General features: G+C 49.7%; 13 protein-coding genes and 4 tRNA genes. 10 read left to right on the top strand and 7 right to left on the bottom strand.

Annotation, left to right across the window (positions count from 1 at the left end; translation table 11 throughout):
• Window positions 1-11 precede the first annotated feature (11 nt).
• Window positions 12-1,940: a methyl-accepting chemotaxis protein gene (locus tag N7E60_RS04555; RefSeq protein ID WP_269598236.1), complete on the bottom strand. Its 1,929-nt coding sequence runs from the start codon at window positions 1,938-1,940 to the stop codon at window positions 12-14.
• Between the two features lie 242 nt (window positions 1,941-2,182).
• Between N7E60_RS04555 and N7E60_RS04560 the strand changes: the two genes are divergently transcribed.
• Complete coding sequence (locus N7E60_RS04560) at window positions 2,183-3,157, top strand: glutathione S-transferase family protein (RefSeq protein WP_077640451.1); 975 nt, start codon at window positions 2,183-2,185, stop codon at window positions 3,155-3,157.
• A gap of 57 nt (window positions 3,158-3,214) precedes the next feature.
• Here the strand turns inward: N7E60_RS04560 and N7E60_RS04565 are convergent.
• The 4 genes from N7E60_RS04565 to N7E60_RS04580 form a co-directional block, all read right to left on the bottom strand.
• Window positions 3,215-3,299 (bottom strand) — tRNA-Tyr (locus N7E60_RS04565).
• 19 nt (window positions 3,300-3,318) lie between these two features.
• Window positions 3,319-3,403 (bottom strand) — tRNA-Tyr (locus N7E60_RS04570).
• Window positions 3,404-3,425: 22 nt separating this feature from the next.
• A tRNA-Tyr gene (locus N7E60_RS04575) sits at window positions 3,426-3,510 on the bottom strand.
• Window positions 3,511-3,532: 22 nt separating this feature from the next.
• Window positions 3,533-3,617, bottom strand: a tRNA-Tyr gene (locus N7E60_RS04580).
• A gap of 356 nt (window positions 3,618-3,973) precedes the next feature.
• Here N7E60_RS04580 and N7E60_RS04585 point away from each other — a divergent pair.
• Both N7E60_RS04585 and N7E60_RS04590 read left to right on the top strand, forming a co-directional pair.
• Window positions 3,974-5,095 carry an efflux RND transporter periplasmic adaptor subunit gene (locus N7E60_RS04585; RefSeq protein ID WP_269598237.1) on the top strand — a complete coding sequence of 374 codons (1,122 nt, stop codon included), beginning with the start codon at window positions 3,974-3,976 and terminating at the stop codon, window positions 5,093-5,095.
• Window positions 5,095-8,244: a multidrug efflux RND transporter permease subunit gene (locus N7E60_RS04590; protein ID WP_269598238.1), complete on the top strand. Its 3,150-nt coding sequence runs from the start codon at window positions 5,095-5,097 to the stop codon at window positions 8,242-8,244. The genes N7E60_RS04585 and N7E60_RS04590 overlap by 1 nt, the downstream gene beginning before the upstream one ends.
• An 82-nt stretch (window positions 8,245-8,326) precedes the next feature.
• Here the strand turns inward: N7E60_RS04590 and queC are convergent, their stop codons facing one another.
• Window positions 8,327-9,022 carry a 7-cyano-7-deazaguanine synthase QueC gene (queC, locus tag N7E60_RS04595; protein ID WP_077640455.1) on the bottom strand — a complete coding sequence of 232 codons (696 nt, stop codon included), beginning with the start codon at window positions 9,020-9,022 and terminating at the stop codon, window positions 8,327-8,329.
• A 181-nt stretch (window positions 9,023-9,203) separates the two neighbouring features.
• On the opposite strand from queC, the gene N7E60_RS04600 reads away from it, so the two are divergent.
• The 3 genes from N7E60_RS04600 to N7E60_RS04610 all read left to right on the top strand — a co-directional run bounded on the left by N7E60_RS04600 (window position 9,204) and on the right by N7E60_RS04610 (window position 10,362).
• Complete coding sequence (locus N7E60_RS04600; protein WP_269598239.1) at window positions 9,204-9,728, top strand: RES family NAD+ phosphorylase; 525 nt, start codon at window positions 9,204-9,206, stop codon at window positions 9,726-9,728.
• An 89-nt stretch (window positions 9,729-9,817) separates the two neighbouring features.
• Window positions 9,818-10,075, top strand: coding sequence for a type II toxin-antitoxin system Phd/YefM family antitoxin (locus N7E60_RS04605; RefSeq protein WP_025744793.1), 258 nt, complete (start codon window positions 9,818-9,820; stop codon window positions 10,073-10,075).
• Window positions 10,063-10,362, top strand: a complete 300-nt coding sequence (locus N7E60_RS04610) for a type II toxin-antitoxin system RelE/ParE family toxin (RefSeq protein ID WP_021024563.1) — start codon at window positions 10,063-10,065, stop codon at window positions 10,360-10,362. The genes N7E60_RS04605 and N7E60_RS04610 overlap by 13 nt, the downstream gene beginning before the upstream one ends.
• A 75-nt stretch (window positions 10,363-10,437) precedes the next feature.
• Here the strand turns inward: N7E60_RS04610 and N7E60_RS04615 are convergent, their stop codons facing one another.
• Window positions 10,438-10,872, bottom strand: a complete 435-nt coding sequence (locus tag N7E60_RS04615) for an acyl-CoA thioesterase (protein ID WP_231637397.1) — start codon at window positions 10,870-10,872, stop codon at window positions 10,438-10,440.
• Between the two features lie 243 nt (window positions 10,873-11,115).
• Here N7E60_RS04615 and dbpA point away from each other — a divergent pair, with 243 nt between their 5' ends.
• The 4 genes from dbpA (at window position 11,116) to N7E60_RS04635 (ending at window position 16,736) form a co-directional block, all read left to right on the top strand.
• Window positions 11,116-12,498, top strand: a complete 1,383-nt coding sequence (dbpA, locus tag N7E60_RS04620; RefSeq protein WP_269598240.1) for an ATP-dependent RNA helicase DbpA — start codon at window positions 11,116-11,118, stop codon at window positions 12,496-12,498.
• Between the two features lie 39 nt (window positions 12,499-12,537).
• On the top strand, window positions 12,538-13,362 hold the full coding sequence (locus N7E60_RS04625) for a phosphotransferase family protein (protein WP_269598241.1): 825 nt from the start codon (window positions 12,538-12,540) through the stop codon (window positions 13,360-13,362).
• 79 nt (window positions 13,363-13,441) lie between these two features.
• Complete coding sequence (locus N7E60_RS04630; protein ID WP_269598242.1) at window positions 13,442-13,936, top strand: DUF1003 domain-containing protein; 495 nt, start codon at window positions 13,442-13,444, stop codon at window positions 13,934-13,936.
• 322 nt (window positions 13,937-14,258) lie between these two features.
• Entirely contained in the window at window positions 14,259-16,736 is a 2,478-nt protein-coding gene (locus tag N7E60_RS04635; protein WP_269598541.1) for a T6SS effector antibacterial DNase, read from the top strand.
• Window position 16,737 lies beyond the last annotated feature (1 nt).

The raw sequence follows: 16,737 nt of genomic DNA on the forward strand, positions 1-16,737 counted from the left end.
TGGCATTTTGATTACCATTTAAACACGGTACTGAGGCGACGCAGCTCTTCACCGACGGATGCCAAGTCTTGGCTGGCTACCGAGGTCTGCTCAGAGGCTTGTGAAGTTTGGTCGGCCACATCTTGAATGGTATTCATGCGTTGACTGACATCTTCCGCCGCGTGCCCTTGCTCTTTGACGGCTTGTGCGATTTGGGTGTTCATTTCCGTGATATTGCTAATTTCTGCTGAAATAGACTCAAGCGCTTCACGAACTTGTTCGGTTTGCTCGACCACTTCTTCGACTTGTTGCTTACTTTTCACCATTTCACTCACGGCGGATTCGGCACCTGCTTTAAGGGTCTCGATCATTTTTTCGATCTCGACGGTCGATTCTTGGGTTTTCTGTGCCAGTGAACGGACTTCATCCGCCACTACTGCAAAGCCACGACCTTGCTCACCCGCGCGGGCGGCTTCGATGGCGGCATTGAGTGCGAGTAAGTTAGTTTGATCCGAAATCCCCTTGATCACATCCAAGATAGACGCGATGTTCTCACTGTCATCTTTTACTGTGTTAATGACTGACTCGGACTGTCCAATGGCTTCCGCTAAGGTCGAAATACCGGCGACTGTGGTGCTTACTAACGCATTACCGCGTTGCGCTTGATCGTTCGCCTGATGGGCGGAGTCCGAAGTTGCCTCTGCTTTATGCGCCACCTCTTGAGCTGAGGCGCTCATTTGTGTTGCTGCTGCAGCCACTTGTTCAATATCCTGCTTCTGTGTCTTCACGCCGTGGGAGGTTTCGTTGGTCAGTGAAGATAATTCCTCTGACGAGTTGGCAATGCGGGTAATGTTGTCCGACAAATCGCCAATCATGGTTTTTAGACGGGTTGACATGGTGGAAATGGATCCGAGCAGCTCACCAATTTCATCTTTCCTATCGGTCGCAATGTTGACGCTTAAATCGCCATTGGCAATTTTCTGACTCGCTGCCACTGCGCGCTGTAAAGGCGGCACGATCATGGCGGTCATCAGCCAAGAGACGCCGATACCGATTGCAATGGCGACGCTAGCAAGCACGATATTCGTGAACAGCATGCTTTGCTTATTTGTAGCGAGTTTTTGTTTGCCGATGTCACGGCCTTTCTCCGCAAGATCTTCTACCGCTCTCGCTTTGGTTAACATGGTATCGTTAATTGCTCGGCGTTGTTGATATGCACTGACGTAGGTTTGGAATGCGTTGCGATAGGACGCGATGCCTTGTCGAACGGCTGACGTGTCTATTTCATCCGGAAGGGTGTCGCTCAGTTTATCCATATCAGCCAGCTTTTGGTTAACGGCTTCCGTGAATTGCGCATCGCTGGACAGTATATAATTCTTCTCGGCGAGACGAGACTCGAGCATCCATTTAATTAAGCGATTCGCTTCATCGGCAATTTTTAACGTATCAATGATCACTTCCGGCGAGCGCCCTTGGGCAAGATAACGATTGACGCGATCCTTTTGCGTTTGACGAATGGTTATCAGCGCTTGCTCAACCCGCCGGGCTTGATCGCGCATCCCCGTTTCCGCTTGCGCAAGTTTGTCATACTGGGCCACATACTGATCCATCGCCGTTTGGTACGCTTTATTTTCAGCCATGATTTGCGAGAGCAGCGTTTTCGTTTGTTGATCACTGACTTTGGCAGTTGTGGTGGTCGCTTGCTGATTGATGGTATCGGTGAGTTGTTTAATTTCCGCCACGTAGCTGTTGTCGCGGCGCAAAATAAAATTCTTTTCGGTAATCCGTACTTCTTTTATGTACTTTACTATTCGATTAAGATCATCAGCTGCCGAGACTTCGTTATTGAGCTGAGCCACGCCGGTGACAGCGTTCAGCGTCACTAATGCGGTTAATAACACCAAAATGCCAAATGCGATCATCAGCTTAAGCCGCACTTTAAGGTTATACATCCATTTCATTGGGCGCCTATTCAGTTGAGGTGGGACCTATTCAATATAGTGGAATTTTACTAACTGACATGTTTTCACTCTAAGGGGACACTATGGTGTGCGCCTTGGCGTATGATTTTTCGGTGGCCTCGTACTCCTTCCATTCTGCGACGATCAGCGACTTGAACAGCTTTTTCGAATAACTCCAACAAGCTGAACGGCCGACTTTCTCGTTGTGGCTTTTTATACTGCAAAGAGAAAAAGGAGGACGTATGGGAAAACTGATCGATGGTGTGTGGCACGATGTGTGGTATGACACCCAATCATCCGGCGGCCGATTTATCCGTGAAGACGCTGGGTTTCGTCATTGGATAACGCCTGATGGAGATGCAGGGCCCAGCGGGAGCGCGGGCTTTAAAGCAGAATCAGGACGTTATCATCTCTATGTCTCTTTGGCATGCCCTTGGGCGCATCGCACCCTGATTATGCGTCATTTGAAAGGACTTGAGCCTCATATTGCTGTCACTGTGGTGGCGCCTGAGATGCTAGAACATGGCTGGACGTTTTCGAAGCCAGAGCCCTTATATGGGTTTGACTACGCGCACCAGTTGTATACCAAAGCCAAACCTGACTACACCGGACGGGTCACTGTGCCAATTTTATGGGACAAGCAAACCGAGACCATTGTCAGTAATGAATCCGCCGACATAATTCGAATGTTCAATTCGGCATTTGATGGTATTACGGGCAATCATGACGATTATTACCCAGAAAACCTACGTGCAGCGATTGATCAGTGGAATGAGTTTGTTTATCCCAATGTGAACAATGGCGTGTATAAATGCGGCTTTGCCACTGAGCAAGCGGCCTATGAAGACGCTTTTGATAAGTTATTTACTGCCTTGACGGTATTGGACGATCATTTAAGTCGTCACCGTTACCTTGCCGGAAATCAGATCACAGAAGCCGATTGGCGTTTGTTCACCACCTTAATTCGTTTTGATCCTGTCTACGTGGGCCACTTTAAATGTAACAAGCAACGTATTGCCGATTACTGCAATTTGTTCTGCTACATGAAAGAGCTGTTTCAAGTGCCAGGGGTGGCTGAGACCGTCGATATGCAGCACATCAAAACCCATTACTATTACAGCCACGGGAATATCAATCCAACCCGAATTGTACCGAAAGGACCGGAGCAAGATTTATGGTCGCCGCATGGGCGGGCATCACTAACAAGTGGGAAATGATAGGGCAGTTAACGACACAACAACGAAAAAGGGCCAGCAGATGCTGGCCCTTAAATATGGTGGTGGAGGAAGGATTCGAACCTTCGAAGGCTGAGCCGTCAGATTTACAGTCTGATCCCTTTGACCGCTCGGGAACTCCACCGGAGTCTTACTTTGTAAAGTGGTGGTGGGAGAAGGATTCGAACCTTCGAAGGCTGAGCCGTCAGATTTACAGTCTGATCCCTTTGACCGCTCGGGAATCCCACCACGGGGTGTTGCTTTGTAAAAGTGGTGGTGGAGGAAGGATTCGAACCTTCGAAGGCTGAGCCGTCAGATTTACAGTCTGATCCCTTTGACCGCTCGGGAACTCCACCACGGAGTCTTGCTTTGTAAAAGTGGTGGTGGGAGAAGGATTCGAACCTTCGAAGGCTGAGCCGTCAGATTTACAGTCTGATCCCTTTGACCGCTCGGGAATCCCACCACGCGAACGGGGCGAATATTATCAAACCGATTGGTGCTGTAAAGGATTTTCTTGATCCCGTGTAGCGGTTGATGTTTTTTTCAACGCTTTACGGCGTTTTTAACCGCCAACATCGAATTTTATGCGTTTTTTGAAACCGTTGCTTATTGCCGCAGTCTTATGCCCAGTTTCGATGATGTGTGGGAGATCATAATCCTGCATATCGCTGATAGATAAATCAAAAAGGAATTATACATTCTGATCGAATCTCATATTTGGATGTAATAAGTATAAAAAATAGCGTCTTTACAATTCTTTAAGGACAAAACAAAGCAGATCAGTACACTGGTGCTATTCAAATTATAAGGTGTGATGCAATGAAAAAAGGGATGCTACTAGGCGCCGTGATATTGGCCGGCGTTGCGTTCTGGTTATGGAGTGGAGCGGGGCCCACGAACGAAGATACGGCAACCTCCGCTCCAAGCGCGCGCGCTGTGGATGTGATGACAGCGGAAGTGGAAACCAGACCGATTGCGCCGTCGTTATCTTTGGTGGGGAATGTCAAAGCCCACCAACAGATTAATATCGAATCGGAAGTGTCGGCGCGCATTGAAACTGTTCACGTTAAGCCGGGCGAAACCGTGCAAAAAGGGGCGCCGTTGGTGACCTTTAATCGTGCCAAAGCTCAAGCTGCGGTGCTGGAAGCGTCGGCTTACTTCAATGACGAGCAGCGTAAGCTAAAAGAGTATACCAAGCTGGCGCAGCGTGGTGCGTTGACGCAAACCGAGTTGGATGCACAGCAAGCGAGTGTCAATATCGCCAAGGCGCGTTTGCAATCGGCGCAATCTGATTTAGATGATCACCGTTTAATTGCGCCTTTTTCGGGTCGCATTGGTTTGTTTGATTTAAGTGTCGGGCAGCGCGTCGATGTGGGCGAATCGCTCTTTAGTCTCGATAATCTTTCGCAGATGAACCTCGATATTCAAGTACCAGAACAATATATCGGCTTGCTGTACCCCAATATGCCAGTGGCGGTCACGTCGCAAGCCTATCCCGATGAGGCCTTTACCGGCACGGTGAGTGTGGTGGACTCTCGGGTGGATAAAGACGCGTTATCGGTCAGTGTTCGCGTCGCGCTAGATAATCCTGAACGCCAATTGCAGCCCGGTATGCTGATGGAGGCGAAACTGACTTTGCCTGAGCAATACGCGGTGATAGTGCCTGTGCAAGCTCTGCAATATTCCGGCACACGACGTTATGTTTTCCGGATTGATGATGAAGGCATTGCTCATCGTACTGAAATCACCCTTGGCGCGCGGATTGATAATCAAGTGGTGGTAAGTAAAGGACTCGATCCGGGTCAGCACATTGTGGTGCAAGGTTTAGTGAACATGCGTGATGGGGCGCAAGTCTCGGTATTAAATGCGGAAGCGCGTAAGGACCAAGCTGATGATCAAAGCCGTGTGACTGAGACCGTTTCTGAGACGGAGGCCAGCTAATGTGGTTGTCTGATGTCTCGGTAAAACGGCCAGTGATGGCGATTGTGTTGAGTTTGCTGTTATGTGTCTTTGGGGCGGTCTCTTTCTCGACCTTGTCTGTGCGTGAGATGCCTGATATTGATAGCCCGGTGGTGAGTATCTACACCGGCTATTCCGGCGCCTCGGCGAGCATTATGGAAAGCCAAGTCACGCAATTGATTGAAGATGAGCTCTCCGGCATTAGCGGTATTGAAGAGATCACCTCGGTTAGTCGCAATGGCTCATCACGGATCACGGTGGAGTTTAAGCTCGATCATCCGCTGACCGAAGGGGTGAGTGATGTGCGTGATGCCGTGGCACGCGCACAAGGAGGACTGCCCGATGATGCCAATGATCCGATTGTGTACAAAGACAACGGCACCGGCGAAGCGGCGGTTTATATCAACCTGGCCTCGTCAGAAATGGATCGCAACCAACTGACGGAATATGCCCAACGTACTCTCGAAGACAGATTCAGTTTGATCTCAGGCGTGAGCTCGGTCGATTTATACGGCGCGCTGTATAAAGTGATGTATGTGAAACTGAATCCGACCCAAATGGCGGGGCACGGTGTTACCACTCAAGATATTCTTGATGCATTGCGGGATGAAAACTTAGAAAGTCCGGGCGGAGAAATCCGCAATGACGTGATGACCATGCCAGTGCGTAGCGATCGGTTATACCGTGATGCGGAGGACTTTAAACAACTGGTGGTGCGCACTACGGCGAATGGCACTGCGATTTATCTGTCGGATGTGGCGGAGGTGGCAATTGGCTCACGGAACGAAGATGCCACCTACAAAAACAACGGTATCAATAATTTAAGTTTGGCGCTGATCCCACAATCCGATGCCAACCCGCTCGACATATCCGCACGGGCACATAAGCTTGTCGATGAAATGCAGGCCTTCCTGCCCGAAGGCACGCGCCTTTGGGTCGATTACGACACCACGGTGTTTATTGATCGCTCGATTGAAGAGGTGTACAGCACCCTGTTTATCACTGGGGCATTGGTGGTGTTAGTGCTGTATATCTTTATTGGCCAAGCGCGCGCCACCTTGATCCCAGCAGTGACTGTGCCTGTGTCCTTGATATCCGCCTTTATCGTTGCCTCGGCGATGGGCTTTTCCATCAACCTGCTGACTTTAATGGCGCTCATTCTCGCGATTGGTCTCGTGGTGGATGATGCCATTGTGGTGGTTGAAAATATCTTCCACCACTTACAGCAAGGCGATCCACCTTTGGTGGCCGCTTACCGTGGCGCACGGGAGGTGGGTTTTGCGGTGATTGCCACCACGGCGGTGTTGGTGATGGTGTTCCTCCCCATTACCTACATGGATGGCATGATTGGTAAGCTGTTCACCGAGTTTGCCGTGATGCTTGCCGTCACTGTGCTCTGTTCGTCCCTCATTGCGTTAACGCTCACGCCGGTGCTTGGCAGTAAATTACTGCGCTTAAATGTGGCATCGACTCCCGTAAACCGTGTTATCACTCGTGGGTTTGATGTGCTTGAAGGCTACTATCGCCGTGCGTTGGGGCATGTACTGCGCTGGCGTTGGGTGGCACCTGTGGTCATTCTGCTTTGTATTGGTGGCAGTGGTGTATTGATGCAGCACTTACCATCGCAATTGGTGCCACAAGAAGATCGTGGGGTGTTGCTGGCATTTGTCCGTGGTGCGGAAGGCACGGCGTACAACCGTATGGTGGGTAACATCGAGCAAATTGAGCAGCGTTTAATGCCCTTGGTCGAGGCGGGGACCTTGAGCTCGGTCAGCGTACAGACACCGGCGTTTGGCGGTCGAGCGGGAGATCAAACGGGCTTTGTGATCATGCTATTGCCGGATTGGGATGAGCGTGATCGCTCTGCACAGGATATCTTGGCGGAAGTCCGTCAGGTGTTAAATGGTGTGCCAGACGTGCAAGTGTTTCCGTTTGCGCCTGGCTTTGGTGGGGGGAGTTCAGAGCCCGTGCAGTTTGTATTGAGTGGCCCAGACTATCCTGAGCTTCACCGCTGGGCGGAAAAACTGGGCGAAATGGGGCGTGAGGCGGGCATGATTGATAGCCCAGATTATGACTACAACCAAACTACCCCTGAGCTAGTGGTTAAAGTGGATCGTCGTCGCGCCTCTGAACTCGGCATTTCGGTGCGGGATGTGTCCGATACGTTAGAGGTGATGCTTGGCGGCCGTGCCCAGACCAGTTATGTGGATCGCGGTGAAGAGTACGATGTATATGTGCGCGGCGATGAAAAGGCCTTTAGCAGTAAAGGCGATCTCAGTCGTATTTATATGCGCAGTCGTAGCGGTAAATTGGTTTCGCTCGATGCGGTAACCACGGTGGAGGAAACAGCGTCCGCGCAGCGTTTAAGCCATACCAACAAGCAAAAATCGATCACCTTATCGGCGCATTTAGGCGAGGGAGTGACGCTGGGCCAAGCACTGGATTATCTGGATAGGGTCGCGGCTGAGAATCTACCGGCCGATATCTCGGTGGGCTATTCAGGGGAGTCGAAAGATTTTCGTGACAACCAAACCAGTGTGCTGGTGGTATTTGGTTTAGCGCTCTTGGTGTCGTACTTGGTGTTAGCGGCGCAATTTGAAAGCTTTATCAACCCCTTGGTGGTGATGTTGACGGTGCCCATGGGGATGCTGGGCGGCTTTTTAGGCCTGTGGTTGACTAACCAAGGGATCAATATTTACAGCCAAATTGGTCTGATTATGCTGATTGGGATGGTGACGAAAAACGGTATCTTGATCGTGGAGTTTGCCAACCAATTGCGTGACCGCGGCATTGCATTTGAAAAAGCGATTATCGATGCGTCAGTCCGTCGTTTGCGGCCGATTCTGATGACGGCGTTTACCACTTTGGCAGGGATGATCCCACTGATCCTCTCCACTGGCGCGGGAGCGGAAAGTCGTATCGCGGTTGGGACGGTGATCTTCACCGGCATGGCCTTTGCGACCTTTGTCACCTTGCTGGTGATCCCGGCGATGTATCGTCTGCTCTCTATTCATACTCACTCGCCTGAGTATGTGGCGCAGCAGTTGGATAAAGCGCTCGCGGTGGAAACTGTGCATCGAGCCAGTCATGGTGAGTTTGATACCCATCCGCATGATGAGCCGCATAAATAACCGCTGTTGTATTCTCGATACAAAAACCGCCTCATTCCGAGGCGGTTTTTTATGTTTTGTCGCTGCCAGTAGATGCGCGCAGTTACGCGTTCTCGGCTTGTTTGCGTTGCAGTGCGGCTTGTACGTCCGCTTGGTTGGCGAGGTAGTCATCTAAGCCACGCTGACGCAAGTGGCAGGCTGGACACTCACCACAGCCAGTGCCTTTAATGCCGTTATAACAGGTTAGGGTGTGGTCGCGCACAAAATCGAGAGCGTGATACTGGTCGGCCAGTGCCCACGTTTCAGCTTTATTCAGCCACATCAATGGTGTGACTAAGGCGAGTTTTCTGTCCATGCCGCGCTCAAGGGCTTGCTGCATTGATTGAATAAAATCGTTACGACAATCTGGGTAGCCAGAAAAGTCGGTTTCGCAGACACCGGTGATCACCGCCTCAGCGCCAATTTGATAGGCGTAGATACCCGCTAAAGTCAAAAACAAGATATTACGTCCCGGCACAAAGGAATTGGGCAGGCCGTTTTCGTTCAGTGCATTGGAAACAGGAATGTTGTCGCGTGTGAGCGAGCTAATTGCTAATTCATTGAGCAAGCCAACATCCAATACCTTGTGCGCACTGACTTTGCGGTTCGCAGCAATCTCACGGGCAACATCAATTTCTTGCTTGTGGCGCTGGTTATAGTCGAAAGTGAGGCAATGCACTTCGTCGTACTCTGCCTGCGCTTGAATCAAACAGGTGGTTGAATCCTGTCCTCCGCTAAATACCACAACGGCTTTTTTCATTGGTTTGTCCTTTGGCGGTGCTACTTACCCAGTGTTACACAGAGCACGGATGGTACCCCTGTGTGGTATCGACAGCAAGCCAGATGCGATGATGCAATCCGTTAGTCAGCACGCAATTTGTCCCCTCTTTGTTTGCTAAGCTATGCCTTGATGGTTGATTTATAAAGGACATTCACAAGTCATGGACGGACTTGAACCGCAAGCTATCCCCAGCCTGTGCCGCACGCCTATCTCGGGTATTTTTGTCAGAGTATGTCACCCTGAGCACATCGACGCTGTCTTGATACGAGAAAGTAAAGACAGACCGAACGGTCGGTATAATCGTCAGGGGGAAAGCGCGCTGTATTTAACCGAGAGTGCAGAGAGTGCGCGCGTAGCCATGCAAAAGTACGCCAGCCAGATCACAACGCCACGCGTGCTTGTGCGGTATCAGGTTGACCCCTGTGAGCTGGTAGATTTGCGTCATCCTGAACTCCAGCAATACAAAACCTTATCCAGCGTTGATTGGCAAGCCGCCTTAGCAAAAGGCGAATCACCATCCAGTTGGTGGGTGGCCGATAAACTGAGAAGCGGTAATGAAATTGGCTTAATTGACCCGTCGCGAAAAGATCCCAGCACTTGGCATATCACCTTGTTTCGCTGGAACGCCCCAGGCGCGCCGGCTGTGACTAGAGTGGGCGAGCCTGAAGAGATTAGTTTGAAATGACGGTCGCTGGTAAGGCGAATCAAAAAACTTTTTCAGTGATACTTAAGTGCTATAATACTGATACTTTAATGTCACTATCCGGGCGAGCGATGAAAGTAGAACTTGTGACTACACTGAAGCGTCAGGCAACCAAAATTTTGTCTGAATTGAAGGCGAATAAAGAGCCTGTTTTGATCACCGAACATGGTAAGCCTTCAGCATACTTATTAAGTGTGGATGATTACGAATTAATGCAGCGCCGTCTTGCTATCTTAGAAGGGATCGCGCGTGGCGAGCGCGCCATTACCGAAGAGAAGCTCTTGAGTCACCATGATGCCAAGGAACAAATGTCCAGATGGCTCAAATAGTTTGGACTGAGCCTGCGTTGGCAGATCTGAATGACGTTGCTGAATATGTTGCACTGGACAACCTGGTTGCAGCTAAAGCGCTAGTGCAAGCGGCCTTTACCGCAGTGGAGCGGTTAGTGCTTTTTCCTGATTCTGGTCGAGTGCCACCTGAACTACCGCACTTGAATTATCGAGAGGTGGTGGTGAATCCTTGTCGTATTTTCTATAAGCAAGAAGAAGACACGGTGTTTATCTTATTCGTCATGCGTTCAGAACAGGATCTACGTAAGTTCTTACTATCGCGTTAAATCTGTCATTACACTCAAAAATCTTTATTGATTACTGACTGCGCGTCAGGAAACGCGCAGTGCTCGTCTTTATGCTTACTGTTTCGCCACAAAAGCTTTTAACCCTTCGAGCGTCTCGGCTGGGATAGGGCAGCTTTTACCGGTTTTAAAATCGCAATAGACAATCAAAGCCTCGCCCTCGGCCACACAGCGCTCTTGATTGTGGCTGTAGATTTCATACTTCATCGCATAGCGCTTTTCTTGAATATCCTCGACCCAAGCGACGGTGGTGATGGTATCTGGATACACCAAAGGGGCGCGATAATCGCAGCGGGTTGAGGCGACCACGGGGCCAACATGCAGTCGTTTGGCTAGCTCGAACACTTCCAATTTTTCAAGCATCACCACGCGTACATCTTCAAAGTAGCGAAAATACACGGTGTTATTGATATGTTGCAGGGCATCCATGTCATTCCAAACAATCGCCTGCGTATGAGAGAGCGGGTAGTTTTCTACTGGGATATTTGCCACAAGACAATCCTCCTTAATTGTGTGCCTTGATTGCACACCAAGCCCAATGACAAGACAAGTCGAGCAGGTATAAATACGGAGCTTTGTCTAACAATGACGTAACAAAATACATGACTCGACAAAGCGGTTCTCAACGCGGGTGGCGCTAATCGGTTAATGTGGCAGCAATCAGATTCTGGTATGATACGTCCCCTTTGGCCGTGCTTGGGCGCGGCATGATTTACTTTTGTTGTGGATACGACTTTGACTGATACCGCTTTTTCCTCGCTTGCGTTACCCGCTGATTTACTCGATAACTTAGCAACCTTGGGTTATACGCACATGACGCCCATTCAGGCGCAGAGCTTACCGTCTGTGCTCAGTGGGAAAGATATTATTGCCCAAGCAAAAACCGGCTCGGGGAAAACGGCGGCGTTTAGCCTGGGCGTGTTAGCCAAACTGAACGTAAAACGCTTTCGCGTGCAATCTTTGGTGCTGTGTCCAACCCGTGAGCTGGCCGAGCAAGTGGCGGTTGAGATGCGTAAGTTGGCGCGTGGCCGCCATAATGTCAAAGTACTGACGCTGTGCGGTGGAGTATCGATTGGCCCACAAATTGGCTCACTGGAGCATGGTGCACACATTATTGTCGGCACGCCGGGGCGTGTGGATGACCATTTACGTAAGGGCACCTTGCGTCTCGATGACGTTGAGACGTTGGTGTTGGATGAAGCCGACCAGATGCTGGATATGGGCTTCCAAGATACCTTGGATGCTATCATTGCGCGTGTTCCTGCTCATCGCCAAACCTTGTTATTCAGCGCTACCTTCCCGCGCTCGATCAATGCGATTGCCCAGCGAGTGCTGAGCCACCCTGTCTCCGTTAAAGTGGATGAGGTGCAAACGCAAAGTACAATCTCGCAACACGTCTATAAAGTCGATGACAACAAGCAGCGTTATCAAGCGTTAAAGTTACTTTTATTGCACTTTCAGCCGCAAAGCTGCGTGGTGTTTTGTACAACCAAAGCTCAAACCCAACAAGTTTGCGATAACCTAGAAGACGATGGTTTTAGCGCTGTTGCCTTGCATGGTGATATTGAACAGCGTGGCCGTGAGCGCACTTTGGTAAAATTTGCCAACAAAAGTGCGTCCGTGCTGGTGGCCACTGATGTGGCCGCGCGAGGCTTAGACATTGATGACATGGATATGGTGATCAACTATCAACTCGCCCACGATCCGCAAACTCATGTACACCGCGTTGGCCGTACCGGTCGCGCTGGCAAAAAAGGGGTGGCGTGTTCGCTATATAACGATGCCGAGCACTATAAGCTGGCGATGATTGGCGATCGGTATGACCGCGATTTTCTCCCTGCAGCACTGCCGTCGCAAGACTTGCTTGACACTGCGCCTTACCAGCCTGAGATGGCAACCTTGATGATTGACTCAGGTAAAAAACAAAAAGTGCGCGCGGGTGACATTTTGGGCGCGCTGACGGGCCAAGCGGGCATTGACGGTAAGCAGGTGGGTAAAATCAATGTACTCGACAATGTGGCGTTTATTGCTGTGTCCCAATCCTGCGTTAAAGCCGCGTTGCGTAAGCTCAATGATGGAAAAGTGAAAGGCCGCACTATCCGCGCCCGCCGGATTTAGTTTTTAAGAACGCATCAAAGACATAACCAAGGAATAAGCATGACGAACAAGGATGTTGTTCTCGTCTTAAAAAACCTAGCTCAAATGGGTGAGGCGTCGGTCTATCGTTCAATGTATCAAGGTCGGGCTTGTATCACCAAAACTCATGCAACGTTAGTTGAGCGGGACTTTTACTGCTCTGCTGCGCCTTATGTCAATGCAGTCGGTGTGAACACGCCAGCATTGTTCGAGGTGAGAGAGACGACTCTCTGTATGGAATGGATTCCACATGCGGTTTCGATAGAAGAACTTGCGCAAGACACCAATACGTTTGAGCAATTAGCTCGCTTACATGGTGTCGAGCGACCTATCCAGCCACACTTCAAACACCACCAATGGTCTTTACCGCAAACTCAATCCGCGCTTGAACAGCTCAGCCTAACACCCGAGCTTGAAAGTATGCTGTATCAGTTACAACAGCGCAGCGATGTATTGTTCACGCCCCGTTGTGTACTCTCTGGTGATACTAATCCGGGCAATTGGGGAAGACGTGAAGACGGTACATTAGTGCTGTTTGATTGGGAGCGCTTTGGGCAAGGTTCACCAGCGATTGATTTAGCTCCTTTGGTCGCGGGAATGGGAGATAAATCAGCCTATCAAGCGATTATCGCTCGTTACAAAGCAGCAAATCCGAGTGTGGATAGTCATTCACTGTTTGTTGAGCTTGTCTTGGCAAAAGCATGGATAGTTATAGAGGTCGTGAACCTATTGACCCAGCGTGGCACACCCAATCGAGACCGCTATTTGAATTGGTATAATTCAGTCTTACCGCAGTGGTTGCCTCACGCTTTCAGATGGGCATCACTTGCGGAGTCCCTACGTTAATCTACTCTATTTCAATCGCTTAATGATAAGCGCTACATAATACCCCGTTGGTATTGTGCGTGTTGGCATGGAGTCATAGATGAAAAAATATTTTGAGAACTTAGCCAAAGCTTTGCTCGGCCAGCCATTTGGTAGTCTTAGTTCGGGAGAACAGAAAGTCATTGAAAGCATTGCCAATAACACGGCAGTGTCTGAGAACGTCAACAAGTCCTTCCACGAAAGTCTGACCACTGGGCAAATGGTGGCGGACAAAATTGCCTCATTTGGTGGCTCTTGGTCATTTATCGGGCTTTTCTTCGCATTCATCATTGGCTGGATTGTCGTGAATACGGTTTGGTTAGTGGGAGACGCGTCATTCGATCCCTATCCCTTTATTTTGCTGAACCTTGGGTTATCCAGTCTGGCGGCTTTCCAAGCGCCGATCATCATGATGTCGCAAAACCGCCAAGCGGCAAAAGATAGGATGGAGCAAAAAGCCACCTACGAAATCAATCTAAAACTCGAGCTTGAACTAATGCGCCTGCACGACAAGTTTGATGCCCTGCAGGCGCGGATAGATAAAGCTACGGACTAGCGTATTAATACTTTTTTGTGCGTTTGATCAATCGTTTGAGCCGAATACCGGAGGCGCCGTGCAACGGACGCGCCGCGTATATTGAGTCCATGATTGATAGCGTTAGGGCGCTTATTACCGACCTACTGCTCCGCGTTGCAATCTGCGGGAGATATTATTCCTGTTATCCCTCCTTGCACGCACTTCACAATTCAGCCAGAGCTAACCTAACTATGACAACAAAAGTATCCAAAAATCTGGCTTGCTGAGTAGAATACATCGCCATAATCATTGACTGGCGGACAGAAAGGTGACTTATAAATTAGTGCGGTTGACCGAACTCATGTCTTATGAGTTTGGCCAAGTAGAAGGTGATATCAGCACGCTAAACGAGCGTGACGTTAGCAATATCATCCCTGATGGCGTGAGTTTTTCTCAGTTTAAGGAACGGCTTGATAGCGGTGAGTATGCACTATTGACCGATACGCCGACGCATCCTGCGATGGTGCATGATAGTGTGAATAAGATATGGTCCGTTGCCCCTGGCACTGACACAACGCTTTCACCACAAGCCCGGTCGGCTCTTTCTGCTAGAGCGAATCAATCTGGAAATGTCGCAGGAGGGGCGAGTGGATCGGGTAGCGCTAGTACCAGCTCACATGGCGCGACAACAAATATTGAAGACACCTATGTACCTGAACCAGTGAAGCCTGATCGTTCAGACGTGCCGCCAGCTTTGAAATATGAGTACTGCTTTGAGGTTGCAGCTTCAGATAAGACTTTTCGTAAAGCCGTGGGCTGCACCTTCCAGATCGCCAAGACTGAACAGGAAGGGGTAATTGGTCAGTGGCAAACTGAATCTACGGAACATGGCACTAAGTACAAAGCCTATGCGGCATTTGACGAACCGAAAAAGCTGTTAGTCAAGGTATCAGCCGATACGATGGGAATCAGTGTTCCCCAAAACATAGTGATGAAGCCAGAGGGCTCCGCTTCTGTACGTGAGGCATTTATTCCCGTAGTTCCATCAGTACAGCTTGGTGAACGACTGGGCTTACCTACGGAGGGTTACTACTATCACTTTCACCAAAAGCGCCTTGTGCAAGAGTACAAGTTGTTGGGTGATGGTAAATGGCAGTTTCAAGCAACGCGGTCCACTCATGAAAAGCTCAATCACGAGGAAGGCGTCAATAAATACCAGAGTGCTATCTTGGTGTACTGGAAGATTGGTGGGAAAGAGGTTGAGGAACAGCACCTCGTCTATCGTAACGAGCCAATAACGCGACACGAACTCGATAATCTGAATGATGAGTGGCTGGAAGAAAACGGCATAAAGCTCTCTATTGGTGAACTACTGGCTGCGCCTAGACAGCCGGTGGCGGAGAGAGGGAGTTCTTCTGCTAACGATGCAGACAGCGAACCAAAGCAAGCGGAGCCAGAAACCCACCAAGTTGCAACTGATCCAGACACTCGACAGCGCGAGTCATGGGGAACGATAGCAGGTAAGTATGGTTTGTCGGCAAAACAGTTACTTGATCTAAACCCCGCATATAACGCTGACCCCATGTCGTTAAAAGTCGGTGATACCCTCATCGTTCAACAGGCGCAGGCTAAGCAATCTTCTAGCGAAGCCGCAACGGAGCTACCACCACTTTCTCCTTGTGCATATAATTGTGCTGAAAATGCCCATTATGACTATTCGGAGCCGTTTATAGCTGGAACGCCTTTCAAGGCGATTAACAATGACAGCCTGCTAGAAAGAGAGTTACCGGTTGCGAATCTAACTGCAATCACGACGGCTTCAAAAGCGACTGACTACGGTAAAGCAGCAATACTTACGCTGCCTGCCAGTGGAGCGGCTACTAATCTCGGTGTCATCAGCACGAATACTGCGAAAACGATGGGAACCTGGTCGCTATCTAGCGAAGCGCTGGCGGGTTTCGCCCGTATGGGAGGCTTTCTAGTAGCGGCACTGTGGCCGTCTCAGCTAGGGGATGGCACGCTCGACGGACATCCAGAACTGGGTGGTGTTGATGCTGTAACGATGCGTGTGCGTTTCAATATGTACACAGATGAAAACGGTAAACAGCAAGTCGTTGGTATAAAAACCGGTGAAGGTAGTCCATATGGAGAGCGTGTGACAAAGCGTGAGGCTCGTCAAAATGGTCAGAACTTCGTTGCTGAACTGGATGATGGTATTACCATTACATGGACTCCAGATGGCTCGACAGATGTTCTAACACCCGATACGGTATTGCCTGAGAACGATCAGCTAGACGTGCATAATATCTGGGTCCGGCCGATAGAAGAGCACGAGCAGGAGATTGGGACGCCATTATACCCCGAGGAAGATCTTGCTGAGTACTTAGTGACATTTCCTGCTGATGCTGGTTTGCCGCCGCTTTATTTAGTCTTCCGCAAAACGGCGCGCGATGAATCAGGCGTAGTGACAGGAAACGGAGAAGATATCACCGGAAGGTGGCTGGAGAAAGCGAGCGAAGATTTAGGGGCACCTATCCCGTCTCAGATTGCGGATAAACTCAGAGGGAAAGAGTTCAGTAGCTTCGATGCTTTCCGACAGGAATTTTGGAGCGAAGTAGGAAAGGATTCTAGGTTGCTGTCTCAATTTAGTCGAGCAAACCAGAGACTACTCAAACGAGGTAAAGCTCCGTTTTCAACTCCAGGCGAACACATTGGCGGAAGACAGCGATATGAGATTCATCACATAGAAGAAATTCAACATGGCGGTGAAGTCTATAATGTAGACAATTTAAGTGTCATGACTCCTAAACGACATATTGATATACATAAACGGGGCTAGT

Origin of the sequence: Salinivibrio proteolyticus, assembly GCF_027286365.1 — a bacterium.
Classification (GTDB): Bacteria; Pseudomonadota; Gammaproteobacteria; order Enterobacterales; family Vibrionaceae; genus Salinivibrio; species Salinivibrio proteolyticus.